The sequence below is a fragment of the Streptomyces sp. NBC_00287 genome (genome assembly GCF_036173105.1).
Classification (GTDB): domain Bacteria; phylum Actinomycetota; class Actinomycetes; order Streptomycetales; family Streptomycetaceae; genus Streptomyces.
Genome location: NZ_CP108053.1, coordinates 1,523,000 through 1,540,539, shown reverse-complemented (window position 1 = coordinate 1,540,539; position 17,540 = coordinate 1,523,000). Strand labels below are relative to the sequence as shown.

Annotated in this window: 17 protein-coding genes; 12 read left to right on the top strand and 5 right to left on the bottom strand. The window is 70.7% G+C overall.

Annotated features, from left to right (window positions below):
• Positions 1-8 precede the first annotated feature (8 nt).
• The 3 genes from OHT76_RS06955 to OHT76_RS06945 all read left to right on the top strand — a co-directional run bounded on the left by OHT76_RS06955 (position 9) and on the right by OHT76_RS06945 (position 3,106).
• Positions 9-731: a DNA alkylation repair protein gene (locus OHT76_RS06955; RefSeq protein ID WP_328869871.1), complete on the top strand. Its 723-nt coding sequence runs from the start codon at positions 9-11 to the stop codon at positions 729-731.
• A 252-nt stretch (positions 732-983) separates the two neighbouring features.
• Complete coding sequence (tuf, locus tag OHT76_RS06950) at positions 984-2,153, top strand: elongation factor Tu (RefSeq protein ID WP_328869870.1); 1,170 nt, start codon at positions 984-986, stop codon at positions 2,151-2,153.
• A gap of 113 nt (positions 2,154-2,266) precedes the next feature.
• Positions 2,267-3,106: a spermidine synthase gene (locus tag OHT76_RS06945; protein WP_328869869.1), complete on the top strand. Its 840-nt coding sequence runs from the start codon at positions 2,267-2,269 to the stop codon at positions 3,104-3,106.
• Here the strand turns inward: OHT76_RS06945 and OHT76_RS06940 are convergent.
• Together OHT76_RS06940 and OHT76_RS06935 are read right to left on the bottom strand one after the other, a co-directional pair.
• Entirely contained in the window at positions 3,068-4,393 is a 1,326-nt protein-coding gene (locus OHT76_RS06940) for an MFS transporter (protein ID WP_328869868.1), read from the bottom strand. The two genes, OHT76_RS06945 and OHT76_RS06940, sit on opposite strands and share 39 nt — an antisense overlap.
• Before the next feature lie 37 nt (positions 4,394-4,430).
• On the bottom strand, positions 4,431-5,435 hold the full coding sequence (locus OHT76_RS06935; protein ID WP_328869867.1) for a hypothetical protein: 1,005 nt from the start codon (positions 5,433-5,435) through the stop codon (positions 4,431-4,433).
• 189 nt (positions 5,436-5,624) lie between these two features.
• On the opposite strand from OHT76_RS06935, the gene OHT76_RS06930 reads away from it, so the two are divergent.
• The 6 genes from OHT76_RS06930 (at position 5,625) to OHT76_RS06905 (ending at position 13,000) form a co-directional block, all read left to right on the top strand.
• A complete protein-coding gene (locus OHT76_RS06930) occupies positions 5,625-6,062 on the top strand; it encodes a DUF4442 domain-containing protein (protein WP_328876469.1) in 438 nt (145 codons plus the stop codon).
• Positions 6,063-6,427: 365 nt separating this feature from the next.
• A complete protein-coding gene (locus OHT76_RS06925) occupies positions 6,428-6,655 on the top strand; it encodes a hypothetical protein (protein WP_328869866.1) in 228 nt (75 codons plus the stop codon).
• The gene (locus OHT76_RS06920; protein WP_328869865.1) at positions 6,656-8,068 is read left to right on the top strand and encodes an RICIN domain-containing protein; all 1,413 of its coding nucleotides are present in this window, start codon (positions 6,656-6,658) and stop codon (positions 8,066-8,068) included.
• Positions 8,069-8,288: 220 nt separating this feature from the next.
• The gene (locus tag OHT76_RS06915) at positions 8,289-10,736 is read left to right on the top strand and encodes a beta-glucosidase family protein (RefSeq protein ID WP_328869864.1); all 2,448 of its coding nucleotides are present in this window, start codon (positions 8,289-8,291) and stop codon (positions 10,734-10,736) included.
• Positions 10,733-12,280 carry a carboxylesterase/lipase family protein gene (locus OHT76_RS06910; protein WP_328869863.1) on the top strand — a complete coding sequence of 516 codons (1,548 nt, stop codon included), beginning with the start codon at positions 10,733-10,735 and terminating at the stop codon, positions 12,278-12,280. The genes OHT76_RS06915 and OHT76_RS06910 overlap by 4 nt, the downstream gene beginning before the upstream one ends.
• A 75-nt stretch (positions 12,281-12,355) precedes the next feature.
• The gene (locus tag OHT76_RS06905) at positions 12,356-13,000 is read left to right on the top strand and encodes a DedA family protein (RefSeq protein ID WP_328869862.1); all 645 of its coding nucleotides are present in this window, start codon (positions 12,356-12,358) and stop codon (positions 12,998-13,000) included.
• 3 nt (positions 13,001-13,003) lie between these two features.
• Here the strand turns inward: OHT76_RS06905 and OHT76_RS06900 are convergent, their stop codons facing one another.
• Positions 13,004-13,513: a gamma carbonic anhydrase family protein gene (locus OHT76_RS06900; RefSeq protein WP_328869861.1), complete on the bottom strand. Its 510-nt coding sequence runs from the start codon at positions 13,511-13,513 to the stop codon at positions 13,004-13,006.
• A 108-nt stretch (positions 13,514-13,621) separates the two neighbouring features.
• Between OHT76_RS06900 and OHT76_RS06895 the strand changes: the two genes are divergently transcribed.
• The gene (locus OHT76_RS06895; protein ID WP_328869860.1) at positions 13,622-14,386 is read left to right on the top strand and encodes an acyltransferase; all 765 of its coding nucleotides are present in this window, start codon (positions 13,622-13,624) and stop codon (positions 14,384-14,386) included.
• A 1-nt stretch (position 14,387) separates the two neighbouring features.
• Here OHT76_RS06895 and OHT76_RS06890 read toward each other — a convergent pair whose 3' ends face one another.
• Complete coding sequence (locus OHT76_RS06890; protein WP_328869859.1) at positions 14,388-15,245, bottom strand: EamA family transporter; 858 nt, start codon at positions 15,243-15,245, stop codon at positions 14,388-14,390.
• A 105-nt stretch (positions 15,246-15,350) separates the two neighbouring features.
• Here OHT76_RS06890 and OHT76_RS06885 point away from each other — a divergent pair, with 105 nt between their 5' ends.
• On the top strand, positions 15,351-15,923 hold the full coding sequence (locus OHT76_RS06885) for a cupin domain-containing protein (RefSeq protein WP_328869858.1): 573 nt from the start codon (positions 15,351-15,353) through the stop codon (positions 15,921-15,923).
• Between the two features lie 30 nt (positions 15,924-15,953).
• A complete protein-coding gene (locus tag OHT76_RS06880) occupies positions 15,954-16,511 on the top strand; it encodes a YbaK/EbsC family protein (protein ID WP_328869857.1) in 558 nt (185 codons plus the stop codon).
• Positions 16,512-16,513: 2 nt separating this feature from the next.
• Here the strand turns inward: OHT76_RS06880 and OHT76_RS06875 are convergent, their stop codons facing one another.
• Positions 16,514-17,530 carry a cation diffusion facilitator family transporter gene (locus OHT76_RS06875; RefSeq protein ID WP_328869856.1) on the bottom strand — a complete coding sequence of 339 codons (1,017 nt, stop codon included), beginning with the start codon at positions 17,528-17,530 and terminating at the stop codon, positions 16,514-16,516.
• Positions 17,531-17,540: the final 10 nt, after the last annotated feature.

Below are 17,540 nucleotides of genomic sequence, written 5' to 3'. Positions count from 1 at the left end.
TTCGTCTCATGAGCGTGACAGGCGCGAGAACCCTGGACGTCCCCGACAGCGCCCTCGCCGACACCTTGCTGGAACGGCTCATCACCGCCTACGGCGCCGCGGCCGATCCGGAACGGGCCGCGCCCATGCGGACGTACATGAAGGACGTGGCCCCTTTCCTCGGCCTCACCACCCCCGTGCGCCGCGCCCTGTCCCGCACGGTTCTGGCGGGTACGCCCCGCCCCGACGAGGCCGATTGCACCGCCGTGGCCCTGCGCTGCTGGCGGCTGCCCGAGCGCGAGTACCACTACTTCGCCGTCGACTATCTGCGCCGCCACGCCGGACGCTGTTCCTCCGCCTTCCTGCCCGTGACCCGGCACCTGGTCTCCACCGTCCCCTGGTGGGACACCGTCGACCTGCTCGCCGTCCATGTCGTCGGCGCGCTCGTCGAAGCCGACCCCGAGCTCACCGCCGACATGGACGCCTGGAGCGCGGACGACGACCTCTGGATCGTCCGCACTGCCCTGCTCCACCAATTGCGCTACAAGGAACGCACCGACACCGAGCGCCTCTTCACCTACTGCCTGCGCCAGTCCGGCCACCCCGACTTCTTCGTCCGCAAGGCGATCGGCTGGGCACTGCGTGAGTACGCGAAGACCGACCCGGAGGCGGTGAGGGGTTTCCTCGCCCGGGAGAACGGCCGATTCGCGCCGCTGTCGGTGCGGGAGGCCCTCAAGAACATCGGCGCCTGAAGTCCCGTACCACCAAAAACCATTCGACGTCGGACACCGCGTCGACAATGATCGACGTCATGTTCCGGCACGCCTTCGCCCTCGCAGCATCCGCAGTCGCGGATGCCCCGAAGGCTGCCGTTCTCGTCTTCCCGGCCGCAGTCGACGGCGCCCGAAGCTGACCCTCTCCGGATCGTCCGGCGGACCCCGCAGGGGGAGGGTCGGCCAGTCCCCGGGGTCCCACCTTCACTTCTGACGCTTCGAGGTACCGCCATGTCCAAGACGGCTTACATCCGCACCAAACCGCATCTCAACATCGGCACGATGGGCCATGTCGACCACGGCAAGACCACCCTCACCGCCGCCATCACCAAGGTCCTCGCCGAGCGCGGCAGCGGCACCTTCGTGCCGTTCGACCGCATCGACCGCGCCCCGGAGGAGGCCGCGCGCGGTATCACCATCAACATCGCGCACGTCGAGTACGAGACCGACACCCGGCACTACGCCCATGTCGACATGCCGGGCCATGCCGACTACGTCAAGAACATGGTCACCGGCGCCGCGCAGCTCGACGGGGCGATCCTCGTCGTCTCCGCGCTCGACGGGATCATGCCGCAGACAGCCGAACATGTGCTGCTCGCCCGCCAGGTGGGCGTGGACCACGTGGTCGTCGCGCTGAACAAGGCGGACGCGGCGGACGAGGAGCTCGTGGAACTGGTCGAGCTGGAGGTTCGTGACCTGCTCACCGCGCACGGGTACGGGGGTGACACCGCGCCTGTCGTACGGGTCTCCGGGCTTCGCGCGCTGGAGGGGGACCCCAAGTGGACGGCGGCCGTCGAGGCGCTGCTGGACGCGGTGGACACGTACGTTCCGCTGCCGGAGCGGTATGTGGACGGGCCGTTTCTGTTGCCTGTCGAGAACGTGCTGACCATTACTGGGCGGGGGACCGTCGTCACGGGCGCCGTCGAGCGGGGCACGGTGCGGGTCGGTGACCGGGTCGAGGTGCTCGGGGCCGGGCTTGAGACCGTCGTCACCGGAGTCGAGACCTTCGGGAAGCCGATGGAGGAGGCGCAGGCCGGGGACAGCGTGGCGTTGCTGCTGCGGGGGGTTCCTCGGGATGCCGTTCGGCGGGGGCATGTGGTGGCCGCGCCGGGGACTGTGGTGCCGCGGAGTCGTTTCACGGCGCGGGTGTATGTGCTGTCGGCTCGTGAGGGCGGTCGTACGACTGCGGTTTCCACGGGGTATCGGCCGCAGTTCTACATTCGTACGGCGGATGTGGTCGGGGACGTCGATCTCGGTGAGGTGGGCGTTGCTCGGCCTGGGGACACCGTCACGATGACTGTTGAGCTGGGGCGTGAGGTTCCGTTGGAGCCCGGGCTTGGATTTGCCATCCGTGAGGGTGGGCGGACTGTCGGTGCGGGGACCGTGACCGGCGTCGTATGAGGTTTCGTGGGGGACTGCCGGCCGGTTGTGGCTGGTCGCGCCCACGCGGCGGAGCCGCATATCGATGCAGCCCCGCGCCCCTGACCGCGTCTAGTGCGCCGCACAATGGTGAGGTGACCGAATCTCTCCCTGTGACCAGGGCCGTCGACCACGGAACCGCCAAGCTCATGCCCGATATCGACCGTGAACGGGCCTGGCTGCTCACCGTCGACGGGGCGCCTCAGTCGTACGTCGATCTCGACGAGCCGACCCATCTGGAGTTCGAGTACGCGCGGCGGCTCGGGCATGTGCTGGATGTGGTCGGCGATCCGGGGCAGGCGTTGGACGTGCTGCATCTCGGGGGTGGGGCGCTCACGCTGCCTCGGTATGTGGCCGCCACCCGGCCGGGGTCCCGGCAGGATGTGGTCGAGGCGGATCGGGGGCTGCTGGAGCTCGTCGTCGAACAGCTGCCCGTCCCCGAGGGGATCGCGCTGCATGCGGCGGACGCCCGGGCCTGGATCGAGGCCGCGCCCGCCGACTCCGTGGACGTGCTGGTCGCCGATGTCTTCGGGGGATCCCGCGTTCCGGCGCATCTGACGTCCCTGGCCTACGCCCGTGCGGCCGAGCGCGTGGTGCGGGGGACCGGGGTCTATCTCGCCAACCTCGCCGATGCCGCGCCCTTCGGGTTCCTGCGGTCCCAACTCGCCACCTTCGCGGCCGTGTTCGAGGAGCTGGCGTTGATCGCCGAGCCGGGGGTGCTGCGGGGGCGGCGGTTCGGCAATGCCGTGCTCGTGGCCTCGCAGCAGCCCGTCGACCTCGCCGCCCTGACCCGGCTCACCGCCTCGGACGCCTTTCCGGCGCGGGTCGAACACGGGCCGGGCCTGCGGGAGTTCATCGGTGGGGCGCGGCCGGTGCGGGACGAGGACGCCGTTCCGTCACCCGAGCCCCCCGACGGGGCTTTCAGCATCGGCTGACGGCTGTGCGGCGGCCGCGGTCACCTGCTTGGTACGGCGGCGCAGATTCCGTACGTCCGGTACGCACAGCACCGCCGCCGTGACCACGACGACCAGTACGGCGCAGCCCCACAGCGCCGAGGTCCGCCCGAACGCCGACTCCGCCGGGCCCGCCAGAGCGGTGGTCAGCGGGACCAGGGCGACCGAGCCGAACCAGTCGTAGGCGGAGACCCGGGAGAGCTTGTCCTCCGGTATCTCCTGGTGGAGGGCGGTCATCCAGCTGACGCCGAACACCTCCAGGGTCACGCCGGTGAGGAACATCACGGCGCACAGAACACCGACCGAGGTGGGGATCGCGAGCGCCGCCGACGGCAGGGCCAGGGGGAAGACGCACAGGGTGCCGGCGAGGAGCAGACGGCGCGGCTTCCAGCGGGTCATCAGCAGGGCGCCGGCGACCGTGCCCGCGCCGAAGAAGCCCAGGGCCAGGCCCCAGGGTCCGGCGCCGCCCAGATGGTCCCGGGCGACGAGCGGACCGTAGACCGCGTCCGCCGCGCCGACCACCGCGTTCGCGATCGAGAACTGCACGACGACCGCCCACAGCCACGGCCGGCCGGTGAACTCCCGCCAGCCCTCCCTCAGATCGGAGAGCAGACCGCCGCCCGGTGCGCGCGGCGCGATATGGCCGACGTCGAGGAAGGCGCGCAGCGAGCCGGCGACGGCGAAGGCGACGGCGTCCGCGGCGAGCACCCAGCCGGGCCCGATCGCGGCGACCATCGCACCGCCCAGCGCGGCGCCGCCGACCGCCGCGCCCTGCATGGCCATCCGGAAGACGGCGAACGCGCGGCTCACCTGCTCGCCGCTGACCGACGACATCAGCATGCCCTCGGCCGCGGGGGAGAAGAACGCGTGGCCGGTGCCGCCGAGCGCGGTCAGCAGCATCATCTGCCACAGATGCGGCTCGCCGGTCAGGACCAGCACCGCGAAGGCGGCCTGCGACAGACAGTTCAGGGCGTTGGCCGCGACCATCACCCGGTGCCGGGGCAGCCGATCGGCCACGGCTCCGCCGATCAACAGGAACAGCACGAGCGGCAGAGTCCGGGCGGCCGCCACCAGGCCCACGTCGCCGCCGTCCCCGCCCGCCTCCAGTACGGCGAACGCGGCGGCGATGAGCGCGCCGTGGCTGCCGAGGTTGGTCACGACCGCGGACGCGGTCAGCAGGGAGTAGTTGCGGCCCGCCCAGGTCGGGCGGCGGAGCGGGATGGTGGGCTTCACCTCGCGACTATCGCCGCGGCGGGGCCGAGTTGCCAAATGCATTCCCGGGCAATTTCGGCCCCGCCACCTGCGGCTAGGTGTCGGTCGGCATGGCCTCCGTGAGGCGTACGGTGCTCAGGATCTTCTGGATCGTCGCCTCCGGGATCTCCTCCTTGACGCCCTTGGCGCCGAAGAGGTTCCAGGTGACGAAGTCGCCCGCGCCGTTCTCGAACGCGAAGGTGATTGCCTTGCCTTCGCTGTCGCACTTGCCGTTCTGCGGGGTGTTCTCCGAGTGGGCGGTGGCGACGCTGCCCTTGATGCCCGAGGCCGTGGTGTAAGACTTGGGCTTGTCGTACTTCACGCTCTTGCGGTCCGGCTGGGTGTAGCCGCCGAAGATCCACCACGGCACCCGGGTCTCCGCGGCCTCGGCGAGGTCCTTCGCGCCGTTCTCACCACGGGTACCGGCGGTGACCAGGGCGGTGTCCTCCGTGCGGCCGTCCTTGTCCGAGTCGACCGTGCACCACTTGGACTTGAGGTAGGCGGGAGCGGTGACGGTGGTGCGGTCGAGCTTGCCGTCCTTCTCCTCCCACTCGAAGCCGACGCTCGTGTCCGCGCCGTCGATCTCCCAGTCGGCGGGCACGTCGAACATCGTGCCGAAGCGAGGGTTGACGACGACCTTCCAGCCCTCGACGGTCGGCTTCAGCTCGTCGTTGCCGCGCGAATCGCCGCCCGAACCGGATTCGGTGGCGGTCGGCTCGGCCGACTTGCTCACGGTCGGGCTCGCGGAGGCCTTGCCGTCCGCCTTGTCGTCCTTGTCGTCGCTGCCCAGCACCAGGAATCCGGTGACACCGGCCGCCACGACCACGGCCGTGGCCGCCACGATCGCGACCAGCTTGGTCCGGTTCCCGCCACCACCGCCCTGCGGTGCCGGCGTCCCCGCCGGAGTCGGCGCACCCCACTGCGGCTGCTGCCCATAGGGGTTGGGCTGCTGATAGCCGGGCTGCTGGTACGGATTCGGCTGCTGGTACCCCGGCTGCTGGTACGGGTTGTTCTGCTGCGGGTTCTGCTCGCCCCCGGGCGGCTGCTGTCCTGGCCACATGAGCAGCCACCCTAGCGGCGCCAGGGACACGATTCGGTCACCGGGCCTTGTCAGGGACGTAGCAAATCAGCGAGCGGTCCGGCCGGGCATGGCCGGCACGGTGTGGGCCGCGTCATGACGACGATCAGGGCGCGAATCTGGCCAGTGGAGGCTACTCGTGGGTAACATGCCGCCATGAGCGCAGATCAGATGTCGATCGGCGAGTTGCTCGCCGCCACGGTGCCGATGGTTCGGACGCTGAACCTGCAGTACCTGGAGACCACCCCGGAGAAGGCCGTACTGGTCCTGCCGGACCAGAGCGAGTACCGCAACCATGTCGGCGGCCCGCACGCCGGGGCCATGTTCACGCTGGGGGAGTCGGCCAGCGGTGCCATCGTGCTCGCGGCCTTCGGGGACCAGCTGTCGCGGGCTGTGCCGCTGCCGGTGACCGCGGAGATCGCGTTCAAGAAGATCGCCCTCGGTTCGGTGACCGCGACGGCGACGCTGGGGCGGCCGATCGACGAGGTCGTCGCCGAGCTGGACGCGGGGCAGCGGCCGGAGTTTCCGGTGGCTGTCGCCATCCAGCGGGAGGACGGTGCGGTCACGACCGAGATGACCGTTGTGTGGACGCTGCGTCCCAACAGCTGAGCGCGCAGGTTTTGACAGAGGGCCCCTGATCGGGGCCCTCTGTGCTGTTTCCGGTGCTATGGGCGGGGCGGGTGTTGGAGATTCCGTGTCGCAATCGCCTTGCCGCGTACACAACTTGGCGCCCGGCTCGGGCCGTGGCTTCGAATGTCGGTGCGGATACCGGCGGTAACTATTCTGAATTTCCGGCGCCTTGAACAAGAGTCACTCGAACTCCTTGTTTCCTGTGAGTCAATTGTGCGAAAGTGAGCGCCCCCTCACCGGGTGTGCCGCAGCTCACGCGGTGCAGGTATGAACCAATCACGCACCTGCTTTCCGACGGACGGCCATTCCGCTGGTCGTCCAGCGGCTTGGAAGGAAATGGTTCAGTGCACTCCCCTTACCCCCCACGCCCCCCGTACCCGCCACGGCCAGGAGCGAGCCTCGAAGACTCCGACCGTGATCTCGTCGCCCGTCTCGGGCCGTCCGGCGCCGGTGCCGACGGTGTTCCGCTGCTGATGGCCCGGCACTGGCGGGCCGCCCATGAGTACGCCGTGATCTGCCTGGCCACGGCCGGGAGTTCGGCGTCGATGGTGACCGCGAACGCCTTCCATTGAGTGCTCGCCAAGCCGTCCGGCGGAGCTTTGCGCCCCCAACTCCTCATGGCCGTACGGGACACGGTCAAGGAGTGGGCTGCCGACCAAAGAATTTCCGCCGTACTGCCGGAACTCCGCAAACCGACCGGCGCTCGTGGACTGCGCGCGGCGAGGTCCGTGACACCCGAAAGGCGACGGCTCGCCGAACGCGCATTCCGCGCCCTTCCGGGCGCCTCGCAATGCCTGTTGTGGCACACCGAGGTCGAGGCGGAAACGATAACCGTACCGGCCGGTCTGCTGGGTGTCGACACCGTTACGGCGGCAGCCGCCCTGGAGCAGGCGCGCGAACAATTCCGTACGGCTTGTGTACGCGCCCACCACGAACTCGCGCCCAGCCGGGAATGCCGCTTCTACAACCGCCTGCTCGACGTCCCGATCCGTCGGGGCGGATCACTGCTGCCCGACGTCCAGCGGCACTTGACGGAGTGCCGCTACTGCCGGCACGCCGCCGAACAGCTCAGCCACTTCGAGGGTGGCCTGGAGGAGCTGCTCGCCGAGACGGTGCTCGGCTGGGGAGCCCGGCGCTATCTGGACTCGCGCCCCGGCCGCGCCGATGAGCATGCCGCCACGCCCGCACGCGCGCGTGGCGGACGTCATCGCCCCCTCCCCGCCCGGCAGTCGACGGCGCTCCGTGGCCGCACCAAGGTCGTCGTCGGTGTCGGCCTGACCTCCCTCGCCCTGCTCGCGACCGTGCTGGTGAGCAGGAGCTGGTCCGATGACAACGGTGTCCCCGACCCGCACGCCACCTGGGGCGCGCCGAGCGCGGTCACCAAACCGTCGGCACCCGCCTCGGCCGCCTCCGCGAGCCGCTCCGTGGAACTGGGCCACGGACGGCTGCGCAACCTCGGCACCGGTCTCTGCCTCGACCTCCGGGGCGGAGTGCCGAGGCCCGGCGCGGCGACCGTGCTCGCGGGTTGCTCGACCGCCGGATCACAGCAGTGGTCGTACCAGAACGACGGACTGCTCCGCAGCGCCGACGACCCCATGCTCTGTCTGGACTCCCCTGCCGATGAAGGCGCGGTCGTGCTCGCCGACTGCCTGGTGCACGCCGGCGAGGTGCGCTACGACCTCACCGTGCACGGTGAACTCCTGCTCCGCAGCGGCAAGGAGCGCGTGGTCGCGCCCGGTCACGGTAAGGAAGTGACCGTCGAGGAACGGGACGGGTCCGCCGAGCAGCAGTGGCAGTTCGATGCCGGGAAGGCCGAAGAGGCCGAGCCCAAGAAGAGGCAGGCGGAGGAACAGGAACCGTACGAGACACGCGTCGCCCAGGTCGACAGCCGTACACAACCCGAACCGAACCCCGTGGAACAGGCCGCGTCCCTCCCGGCCGATGCGCTGGACAGGGTCTCCACGGTCACCGAGCTGCTTTCCTAGCCCGCAGGGCCACCCCGCCAGGGTGGCCCTGCTTTTGTTCAAGTCATTGACACGAGTCACCGCCGGTCCTACGTTTCCGACGCGCCGGTGGCGTTTCTCACGGGGTGTCAAGTCCGGCTGACGCATAGTGCGTTCAGAAGGCGAACACAGTCCGGGGCGCCACCGCGTGCACCTGCGGTTCACATCGTCGTGCCCGCACACCGAAGGAGTGACGGCTGCCATGACCGACACTGTTTCCCGGCGATCCGCCCTGCGTCTGGTGGGCGGCGCCGTCGCCGTCGCCGCCGCGGCGACCGGCGGACTGACCCCACCGAGTGCCTACGCCCAGGGAAGACCGCGCGTCGAAGGGCTCCTGGCCGAGCTCACCCTCGACGAGAAGATCTCCCTCCTGCGCGGTGCCACCGACCCCACCCCGCTCGGCCAGGCGGGCTATGTCGCAGGAGTGAAGCGCCTCGGCATCCCGCCGCTGCGGCTGGCCGACGGCCCGGCCGGCGTCCGCGTCACCGCACATGCCACCGCCCTGCCCGCCCCCGTCCTGCTGGCCTCCGCCTTCGACCCCGAACTGGCGCGCCGCTACGGCCGGGTCATCGGACACGAGGGCCGCGCCCTCGGCCAGGACGTCCTGCTCTCCCCGATGGTCAACCTCATCCGCACCCCGTACGCCGGGCGCAACTTCGAGACCTTCAGCGAGGATCCACTGCTCGCCTCCGACCTGGTGGCAGCCGAGATCGAGGGCATCCAGGGCGAGGGGCTCGTCGCCACCGTCAAGCACTACGCCCTCAACAATCAGGAGAAGGACCGCAACACCATCGACGTGCGTGCCGACGAGCAGACCATGCACGAGGTCGAACTGCGCGGCTTCGAGGCCGCCGTCGGAGCCGGCACGGGCGCGGTGATGGGCGCCTACAACAAGGTCAACGGCACCTACTCCTGCGAGAACAAGACCCTGCTCACCGACATCCTGCGCGAACGGTGGGGCTTCGAGGGCCTGGTGATGACCGACTGGTTCGCCGCCCACAGCACCCAGAAGGCCCTCACCGCGGGCCTGGACCTGGAGATGCCGGACGGCACCCACTTCGGTGCCGCCCTGAAGCGGGCCGTGCGTGACGGCAGCGTCTCCGAGCGGTACGTCGACCGGGCCGTACGCCGGATCCTGTCCGTGATGGACCGCTTCGGCCTCCTCGATGGCAGCGCACCGCCACGGCCCGAACGCGACACCCGGGCGGGAGCGGCCGTAGCCCTCGAAGTCGCCAAGGCGGGCGCCACCCTGCTGCGCAACAAACGCGGCACGCTCCCGCTGACCAGCGGCAGCATCGCCGTGATCGGCCAGCCCGGATCCCTGCCCTTCGTCAGCGGCGGCGGCAGCGCCCATGTCGTGCCCGACCGTGCCGACAGCCCCCTCGACGCCCTCCGCGCACGCGGCGGCGACGTGACCTACGCCCTCGGCGAGGACATCTTCGGCAAGGCCGTCCCCGCCTCGGCGCTCAGCCCCGGCTTCGACAGCGAGGGCCTGCGGGTCGAGGCCGGGCGGACCTGGACTTACGACGGCACGCTCACCGTCGACGAGGCCGACGAGTGGACGTTCGTCATCCACTACTCCGGTGCGCCGACGATCCGGCCCAAGGTGGTCCTCGACGGTGCGGAGCTCTTCCCGCTCGTGCCCGGCTGGGGCGAGTACTTCATGGGCGGGTACGTCACCACCGCCGCCGACGGGATGTCCGTACGCCGGAAGACGCTCACGTTGACCAAGGGCGCGCACAAACTGGAGATCACCGCGCAGGGCGGGGACACGGGGCAGGAGTTCCGGCTGCGCCGCATCACCAGCGCGACCCGGGCGGGGGTCGTGGCCGAGGCCGTACGGGCCGCGCGCGCCGCCCGCCAGGTCGTCCTGTTCGCCTACGAGGACGCCACCGAAGGCCAGGACCGCACCACGATCGATCTCCCCGGCCACCAGGCGGCGCTCATCGAGGCCGTGACGGCGGTGAACCTGCGCACGACCGTCGTCCTCAACACCTCGTCAGCGACCTCGATGCCCTGGCTGGAGCGCACCGGCGCCGTGCTCCAGATGTACTACCCGGGCCAGGAGGGCGCGGCCGCCACCGCAGCCGTCCTGTTCGGTGAGTGCGACCCCGGCGGCCGGCTCACCCAGACCTTCCCGGTGGACGACGACCACCATCCCGTCGCCGGAGACCCGCGCCGCTACCCGGGCGTCGACGGCACCGAGGTCTACTCGGAGGGCATCCACGCCGGATACCGCTGGTACGACGCCGAGGACGAGCGCCCGCTGTTCCCGTTCGGGCATGGGCTGTCGTACACCTTCTTCGACTACGGCGAGGTGTCCGCGCATTGGCACCGGCACGGCCTCGACGTGCGGTTCACGGTCCGCAACGCCGGGCGGCGCGCCGGGATCGCGGTGCCGCAGGTGTACGTCGGTCCTTCGCCCGAGCTGGAACTGGACCAGGCGGCACAGGTGTTGGGCGGTTACCGGCGACTTTCCCTGAAGGCGGGGGAGCGGCGGAGGGTGACTGTGCGGGTGGCGGCGCGGACCTTGTCGTCCTGGGATCCGGACCGCCATGACTGGATGCTGGGCACCGGGCGCCGGAGTGTGTGGGTAGGGGCGTCCGCAGGCGATCTGCGGCTGCGTACGAGTGTGGAGGTGGCCCGATGATACGGCGTGTTGTGATCGCACTGGTGGCCCTCGCGGCCGCGGTGGCGGCACCTGCCCCGGCGCAGGCAGACGAGCAGGTTGTCCGCACGGAGGCGGGCCTGGTGCGCGGCGAAGTGACTGCCGAGGGGCGGCAGTTCCTCGGCATCCCGTACGCCGAAGCGCCCGTCGGAGAGCTCCGCTGGAAGGAGCCCAAGAAGGTTCGGCCCTGGCAAGGAGTGCGCGGCGCACGGGACTTCGGCAATAAGTGTGTGCAGGGGGCGAGTTGGGACCCCGGTTACGAGCAGCCCAGCCACACCGAGGACTGCCTCGACCTGAATGTGTATGTGCCCGAGGGCTCCCACCGGCGCGCGGTCCTCGTCTGGTTCCACGGTGGCGGGCTCACCGCGGGGGCCGGTCAGGACATCGTCCCCGACACCTTCGCCCGGCAGACCGGCACGGTCGTCGTGACCGTGAACTACCGCCTCGGAGCGATGGGCTTCCTCGCCACCGCCGGCCTCGACGACGAGGCCGCCGACGGTGTCTCCGGCAACTTCGGCATGCTCGACCAGCAGGCCGCGCTGCGCTGGGTGCGCGCCAACATCGGCCGCTTCGGCGGCGATCCCGGCCGCGTCACCATCGCGGGCGAGTCCGCGGGCGGCCGCTCGGTCTGCGCCCAGCTCGCCTCACCCACCGCGAAGGGCCTGTTCCGGGCGGGCGTCATCCAGAGCGGCGCCTACGAGGACTGCGCGGCCAGGACCCACGAGACCGCGGTCTCGCAGGGAGCCTCCTTCGCCGAGAAGCTCGGCTGTACGACGGTGGCGTGTCTGCGCGGCAAGACGTCCGCCGAGATCCTTGCCGCGCAGCGCGGCTTCGACTGGGGACCGGTGACCGGCGGCGCCTTCCTGCCCGTACAGCCCGCCGAGGCCTTCGCGTCCGGTGCCGCGGCCGGGGTGCCGGTGATGAACGGCGCCAATCTGGACGAGGGGCGGCTGTTCGCCTTCGGCCAGTTCGACGGGGCGGGCGGCCCGCTGACGGCCGAGCAGTACCCGTCGGTGATGCGAGGCGCATTCGGCGACGATGTGCTCACCCGCTACCTCCTCACCGCCCACCCCTCCCCGACGATCGCCTTCGGCACCGCCCTCGGCGACATGCTGTTCGCCTGTCCCGCGCTCCGACTCGACGGCACGCTGGCCGGACGCGGCCCGGTGTACGCGTACGAGTTCGCCGACCGCACCTCACCGCCCTTCGCCTCGCTGCGCGACCTCGGTACGGACTTCGACTTCGGCGCGACGCATGTGAACGAGGTGCAGTACCTCTTCAAGCACTTCGGCCTGAAGACCCCGCTGAACGCCGAGCAGCGGACGCTGGCGCGGCAGATGGTCCAGTACTGGGGCTCCTTCGTCCGCACCGGAGTGCCCCGTGCCGACGGACAGCCCGCCATGCCCGGCGGCGGCCCGGAGCGGGTGCTCTCGCTGCGGACGGCGTCCGCGGGCGGTAACGCCCCGAGCACATCCGTGCACCGAGACCACCAGTGCGACCTGTGGGACGCGGACGAGTCACCGTGAGCAGGTAGGCTGCCCCGGCGCGCGCTCACGGACGAGCGCGCGCCGGAACAGCCCAGCACGTGAGAGGAAGCGGCGTTGCACGTCCAGGAATGGCTCGAAACGGTGCCCCCGCTCGCCATCTATCTGCTGGTGGGCCTGGTCATCGGCCTGGAGAGCCTGGGCATCCCGCTGCCCGGCGAGATCATCCTGGTCTCCTCGGCGCTGCTCGCCTCGCAGCACGGTGACATCGATCCCGTGATCCTCGGCGCCTGCGCCACCGCGGGCGCCATCATCGGCGACTCCATCGGCTACGCCATCGGCCGCAAGGGCGGTCGCCCCCTGCTGGCCTGGCTGGGCGCCAAATTCCCGAGGCACTTCAGCGAGGCCCATATCGCCACCGCCGAGCGCTCCTTCCAGAAGTGGGGCATGTGGGCGGTCTTCTTCGGCCGCTTCGTAGCCCTTCTGCGCATCTTCGCCGGCCCCCTCGCAGGCGTCCTGCAGATGCCGTACTGGAAGTTCCTCACGGCCAACGTCCTGGGCGGCATCCTCTGGGCGGGCGGCACGACGGCGGTCATCTACTACGTGGGCGTGGTGGCCGAGTCCTGGCTGAAGCGCTTCTCGTGGCTGGGCCTGGTGGCAGCGGTCCTGATCGGCCTGACGTCGTTCCTGATCCTGAAGAGGAAGGCGAAGAAGGCGCAGGCTCAGGCAGCAGAGCCGGAGCTCGTGAGCGCGGGGGAGTAGCCCTCAGGCTTCTTCCCGATGGGCCTGAGCCAACTGCGCATACATGGTCCCGTTGAGCGAAACCCCGGCCTTCTCCTCCTCCGTGAGCTCCCGCTTGACCTTCGCAGGCACCCCCGCCACAAGAGAACCCGCCGGCACAACCATCCCCTGCGGCACCAACGCCTGCGCGGCAACCAGCGACCCCGCCCCGATCACCGCTCCATTCAGCACAGTCGCCCCCATCCCGATGAGGCAGTCGTCCTCCACGGTCGCCCCATGCACCACGGCGTTGTGCCCGATGGAAACACGTTCCCCCACAGAAACCGGAAACCCGGGATCCGCATGGAGCGTGCAGTTGTCCTGCACATTGCTCTGCGCCCCCACGGAGATCCGCTCCACGTCACCCCGCAGCACGGCCCCGTACCAGACGCTCGCCCCCGCCGACAGCGTCACGTCCCCGATCACCGATGCCGTGGGCGCCACAAACACGTCCGCGTCGACCTTCGGCTCCCTGCCACCGATGCCCTTGATCATCTTCGCCTCCTGATCACGTGATACACGGCACCGTACCGCCACCTGTTGGGGCGAAGATCACAGCCCCTTCAAGCGATAAGGGCGCCGCACGCTCAGTACGGTGAACGCGTGCCGAAGAGTAAGAACACGTTCTCGTCCTGGCGACACCGCCTGGCGCAGCGCGCCGTCCACGCGGGCTGGGCCTGGGTGCAGCGCACGGGTTCGGTGACGAAGGACAGCCCCGGCCGCTTCCACTTCGGCGCGATCGGCGAGGCCACCCGCCTGGCGTTCCCGCTCGGCACGGTCTTCGGCGAGCCCTGGATCCATCTGGGCTCGCACTGCATCGTCGGCGAACAGGTCACGCTCACCGCGGGCCTGATGCCCGACCTGGACCTCGGTCCGGAACCGATCCTGCGCATCGGCGACGGTGTGGTCCTCGGCCGCGGCAGCCATGTCATCGCCGACACCACGGTCACCATCGGCAGCGACTGCTACTTCGGCCCGTATGTCTATGTCACCTCCACGAACCACTCCTACGACGACCCGCACGAGCCCATCGGCAAGCAGTGGCCGCGGATGGAGCCTGTGTCGATCGGCTCGGGCTGCTGGATCGGCACCGGTGCGGTGATCCTGCCGGGCGCGAGGATCGGTCGGAACGTGGTCGTGGCGGCCGGTGCCGTGGTCCGGGGCGTGGTTCCCGACCACGCCGTCGTGGCGGGCGCGCCCGCCCGGGTCGTACGACGCTGGACGCCCGCCGACGGCTGGCAGCCGCCGCTCAGGACGCCCGCGCCGGTGCCGATACCGGACGGCGTGACCCCGGAACAGCTCGCGGCGCTGGCGGAGCTGGACGAGGAGACGGCGGCGCGGCTGGCGCAGTTGGACGCGGAGGCCTGAGTCAGCCGGTGGCGAGCAGCAGGGTGCCGGCCAGTGCCAGCCCCGCGCCCGCCGCCTGGATCCCGCGCAGACGTTCGTCGAGGACCATGCGCGCGGCCAGCGCTGTCACCACCGGGAACAGCGAGGCGAGGACGGCGGCCACGGTGACCGGGCCGTTCTGGGCGGCGATCGAGTAGGTGCCGTTCGCCGCGACGTCGGCGAGTCCGACGAAGCCGAGCGCGGGCAGCGCACGCCAGGGGAAGCCGCCTTCGGGGAGGGCGGGGGAGCCGCGCCGTACGGAGACGTACAGGGCCGTGCCGCCCACGACGACATTGGTGACGCGCTGCACGAACAGGGCGAGGAAGAGGCCGGTGACGGTCGTCGACGCCTCGGTGATCAGCGCCATCACCGTGCCGAAACCGAGCGCCGAGAGCAGGGTGAGCACGATGGCCCGGCGCTGCACCGGGGCGCCCTTGACCTGCGGCCCGCCGGCGAGCACGACGCCGACGACGGCCGCCGCGATCCCGCCGAGCTGGAACATCCCGGGCCGCTCGCCCAGCGCGACGCCCACGCCCACCGGGACGGCGACGCTCAGCGAGCACAGCGGGGACACCACGCCCATCGGGCCCAGGGCGAGCGCCTTGTAGAAGGCGAGGATCGTCACCGTGCCGACCACACCGGCGGCGACCGCGAACCAGAGCTGGGGGCCGAACTCGGTCCAGCCGCCGGTCGCGACCACGATCGCACCCAGCACGACCGCGGCGATCGTCTGCGAGATCACCACCACGGTGAGCGCGGGGGTGCGCCGGGTCAGCAGCCCGCCGCCGAAGTCGGCCAGACCCCAGAGCAGGCTGGCGGCCAGGGCGAAGAGTGCTGTCACGGTCGCCTCGCAGTACAGTTCGGTGCACGATCAGGTGCACCTCACCGTAGTGCAACGAAGTGAACTTTTCTATTCGTTATATTGGACCAAGACGTTGGACGGAATGTGTCGGACCTCGACCTGCTGACCCAGTCCCTTGCCCGCAACGTCAAGCACTGGCGTGCGGTGCGCGGCTTCACCCTGGATGTGCTCGCCACTCGGGCCAATGTCAGCCGCGGGATGCTCATTCAGATCGAGCAGGCGCGCACCAACCCCAGCCTCGGCACGGTCGTGAAGATCGGTGACGCGCTGGGCATCAGCATCACCACGCTGCTCGAGTACGAACAGGGCCCGCAGGTCCGTATCGTCCCCGCCGACCAGGCCGTACGGCTGTGGCACACCGACTCAGGCAGCTACAACCTCCTGCTCGCCGGCACCGAGGCGCCAGGGCCGCTGGAGCTGTGGGAGTGGCGGCTGATGCCGGGCGAGAGCAGCTCGTCAGATCCGCATCCGACGGGCACGGCCGAACTGCTCCATGTCCTGGAGGGCGAGCTGACGCTCACCGTGGACGGGGTGGAGTACCACGTCCCGGCGGGCGCGAGCGGCTCCTTCGAGGCCAACACCCCGCACACGTACGGCAATACCGGTGAGGTGCCGATGCGGATGGTGATGGCGGTCTCCGTCCCGCCCGTGCACTGAGCGGTGGAGCGCGGTTGCTACGGTGCGGCCATGCGCGCACCCATCGGACACTTCGACCGGGCCCTCCCCGCCCCCGACGCCCTCGACGAACTGACCGCCCCGGTCGCCGACGCCGTACGGCACTGGAGCGGCAGCGTCCCCGCCGACCAGATCGTCTACGTCGACACCGACCCGCAGTGGGCCGACACCGCCGTGTTCGTCGAGCACTACGGCCGGGAGCTGCTGGAACAGTCCGCCAACTGTGTGGTGGTGGCGGGCAAGCGCGGTGGCGAGACCACGCTCGCCGCCTGTGTCGTGCTCTCCACTGCTCGCGTCGACGTCAACGGCGCCGTCCGCCGTCAACTCGGCGCCCGCAAGGCCTCGTTCGCCGCCATGGACACCGCGACGGGCGAGACCGGCATGGAGTACGGCGGCATCACCCCGATCGGACTGCCCGCCGACTGGCCGGTGTTGGTGGACTCCGCCGTGGTCGACCTGCCCTACGTCCTCGTCGGCAGCGGACGCCGGCGCGGCAAGCTGCTGGTCCCGGGCAAGGCCTTCGCCGAGCTGCCGGGGGCCGTCGTACTGGAAGGCCTCGGGCTCGTCTGAGCTCAGGCCGCCGTGTGGTGGGCCAGCGCCACATGCGGGTCCGCCTCGCCGGGCACCGGCGCCGGGTCCGCGTGGACCAGGGCCGCGGTGAGACGGGGCACGGCATGCAGCAGGGCGTGCTCGGCGTCGACGGCGATCGCGTGGGCCTGTCGTACCGTCGCCTCGCCGTCCACCACGACCGCGACCTCCGCCCGCAGCCGGTGCCCGATCCAGCGCAGCCGCAGCTCGCCCACCCCGCGCACTCCCGGAACCTCTCGCAGCGCCTGCTCGGCCCGGTCCACCAGGGCCGGGTCCACGGCGTCCAGCACCCGCCGGAACACCTCGCGCGCCGCGTCCCGCAGCACCAGCACGATCGCCGCGGTGATCGCCAACCCCACGATCGGGTCGGCCAGTTGCCAGCCGAGCGCCGCACCGCCCGCGCCCAACAGCACCGCCAGCGAGGTGAATCCGTCGGTACGGGCGTGCAGACCGTCCGCCACCAGCGCCGCCGAGCCGATGGCCCGGCCGACCCGGATCCGGTAGCGCGCCACCCACTCGTTGCCCGCGAACCCCACCAGCGCGGCCGCGGCCACCGCGGGCAGATGATCGACGTCGCGCGGGTCGAGCAGCCGGTCGACCGCCGTCCACGCGGCGAACGCCGCCGACGCGGCGATGGTCAGCACGATCACCAGTCCCGCCAGATCCTCGGCGCGGCCGTAGCCGTAGGTGAAGCGCCGGGTCGCCGCGCGGCGGCCGAGCACGAAGGCGATGCCGAGGGGTACGGCGGTCAGCGCGTCGGCGGTGTTGTGCGCGGTGTCGCCGAGGAGGGCCACCGATCCGGACATCGCCACGACGACCGCCTGGACGAGTGCGGTTGAACCCAGCACTGCGAGCGAGACCCACAGCGCGCGCATCCCGCGGGCCGAGGACTCCAGGGCGCTGTCGAGCTTGTCGGCGGTGTCGTGGGAGTGGGGCTTGAGGAGGTGGGCGAGGCGGTGGCGGAGCGGGTGGTGGTGACGATGGTGGTGCGGGTGGGTCACGGGTCCCCCT

What these genes read in the sequence shown, in the direction of transcription:
- OHT76_RS06955 (WP_328869871.1), top strand. Translation starts at nt 9, where the DNA reads ATGAGCGTGACAGGCGCGAGAACCCTGGACGTCCCCGACAGCGCCCTC.
- OHT76_RS06930 (WP_328876469.1), top strand. Translation starts at nt 5,625, where the DNA reads ATGTCGATCGGCGAGTTGCTCGCCGCCACGGTGCCGATGGTTCGGACG.
- OHT76_RS06900 (WP_328869861.1), bottom strand. Translation starts at nt 13,513, where the DNA reads ATGATCAAGGGCATCGGTGGCAGGGAGCCGAAGGTCGACGCGGACGTG.
- OHT76_RS06880 (WP_328869857.1), top strand. Translation starts at nt 15,954, where the DNA reads ATGCGCGCACCCATCGGACACTTCGACCGGGCCCTCCCCGCCCCCGAC.
- OHT76_RS06915 (WP_328869864.1), top strand. Translation starts at nt 8,289, where the DNA reads ATGACCGACACTGTTTCCCGGCGATCCGCCCTGCGTCTGGTGGGCGGC.
- tuf (WP_328869870.1), top strand. Translation starts at nt 984, where the DNA reads ATGTCCAAGACGGCTTACATCCGCACCAAACCGCATCTCAACATCGGC.
- OHT76_RS06910 (WP_328869863.1), top strand. Translation starts at nt 10,733, where the DNA reads ATGATACGGCGTGTTGTGATCGCACTGGTGGCCCTCGCGGCCGCGGTG.
- OHT76_RS06935 (WP_328869867.1), bottom strand. Translation starts at nt 5,435, where the DNA reads ATGTGGCCAGGACAGCAGCCGCCCGGGGGCGAGCAGAACCCGCAGCAG.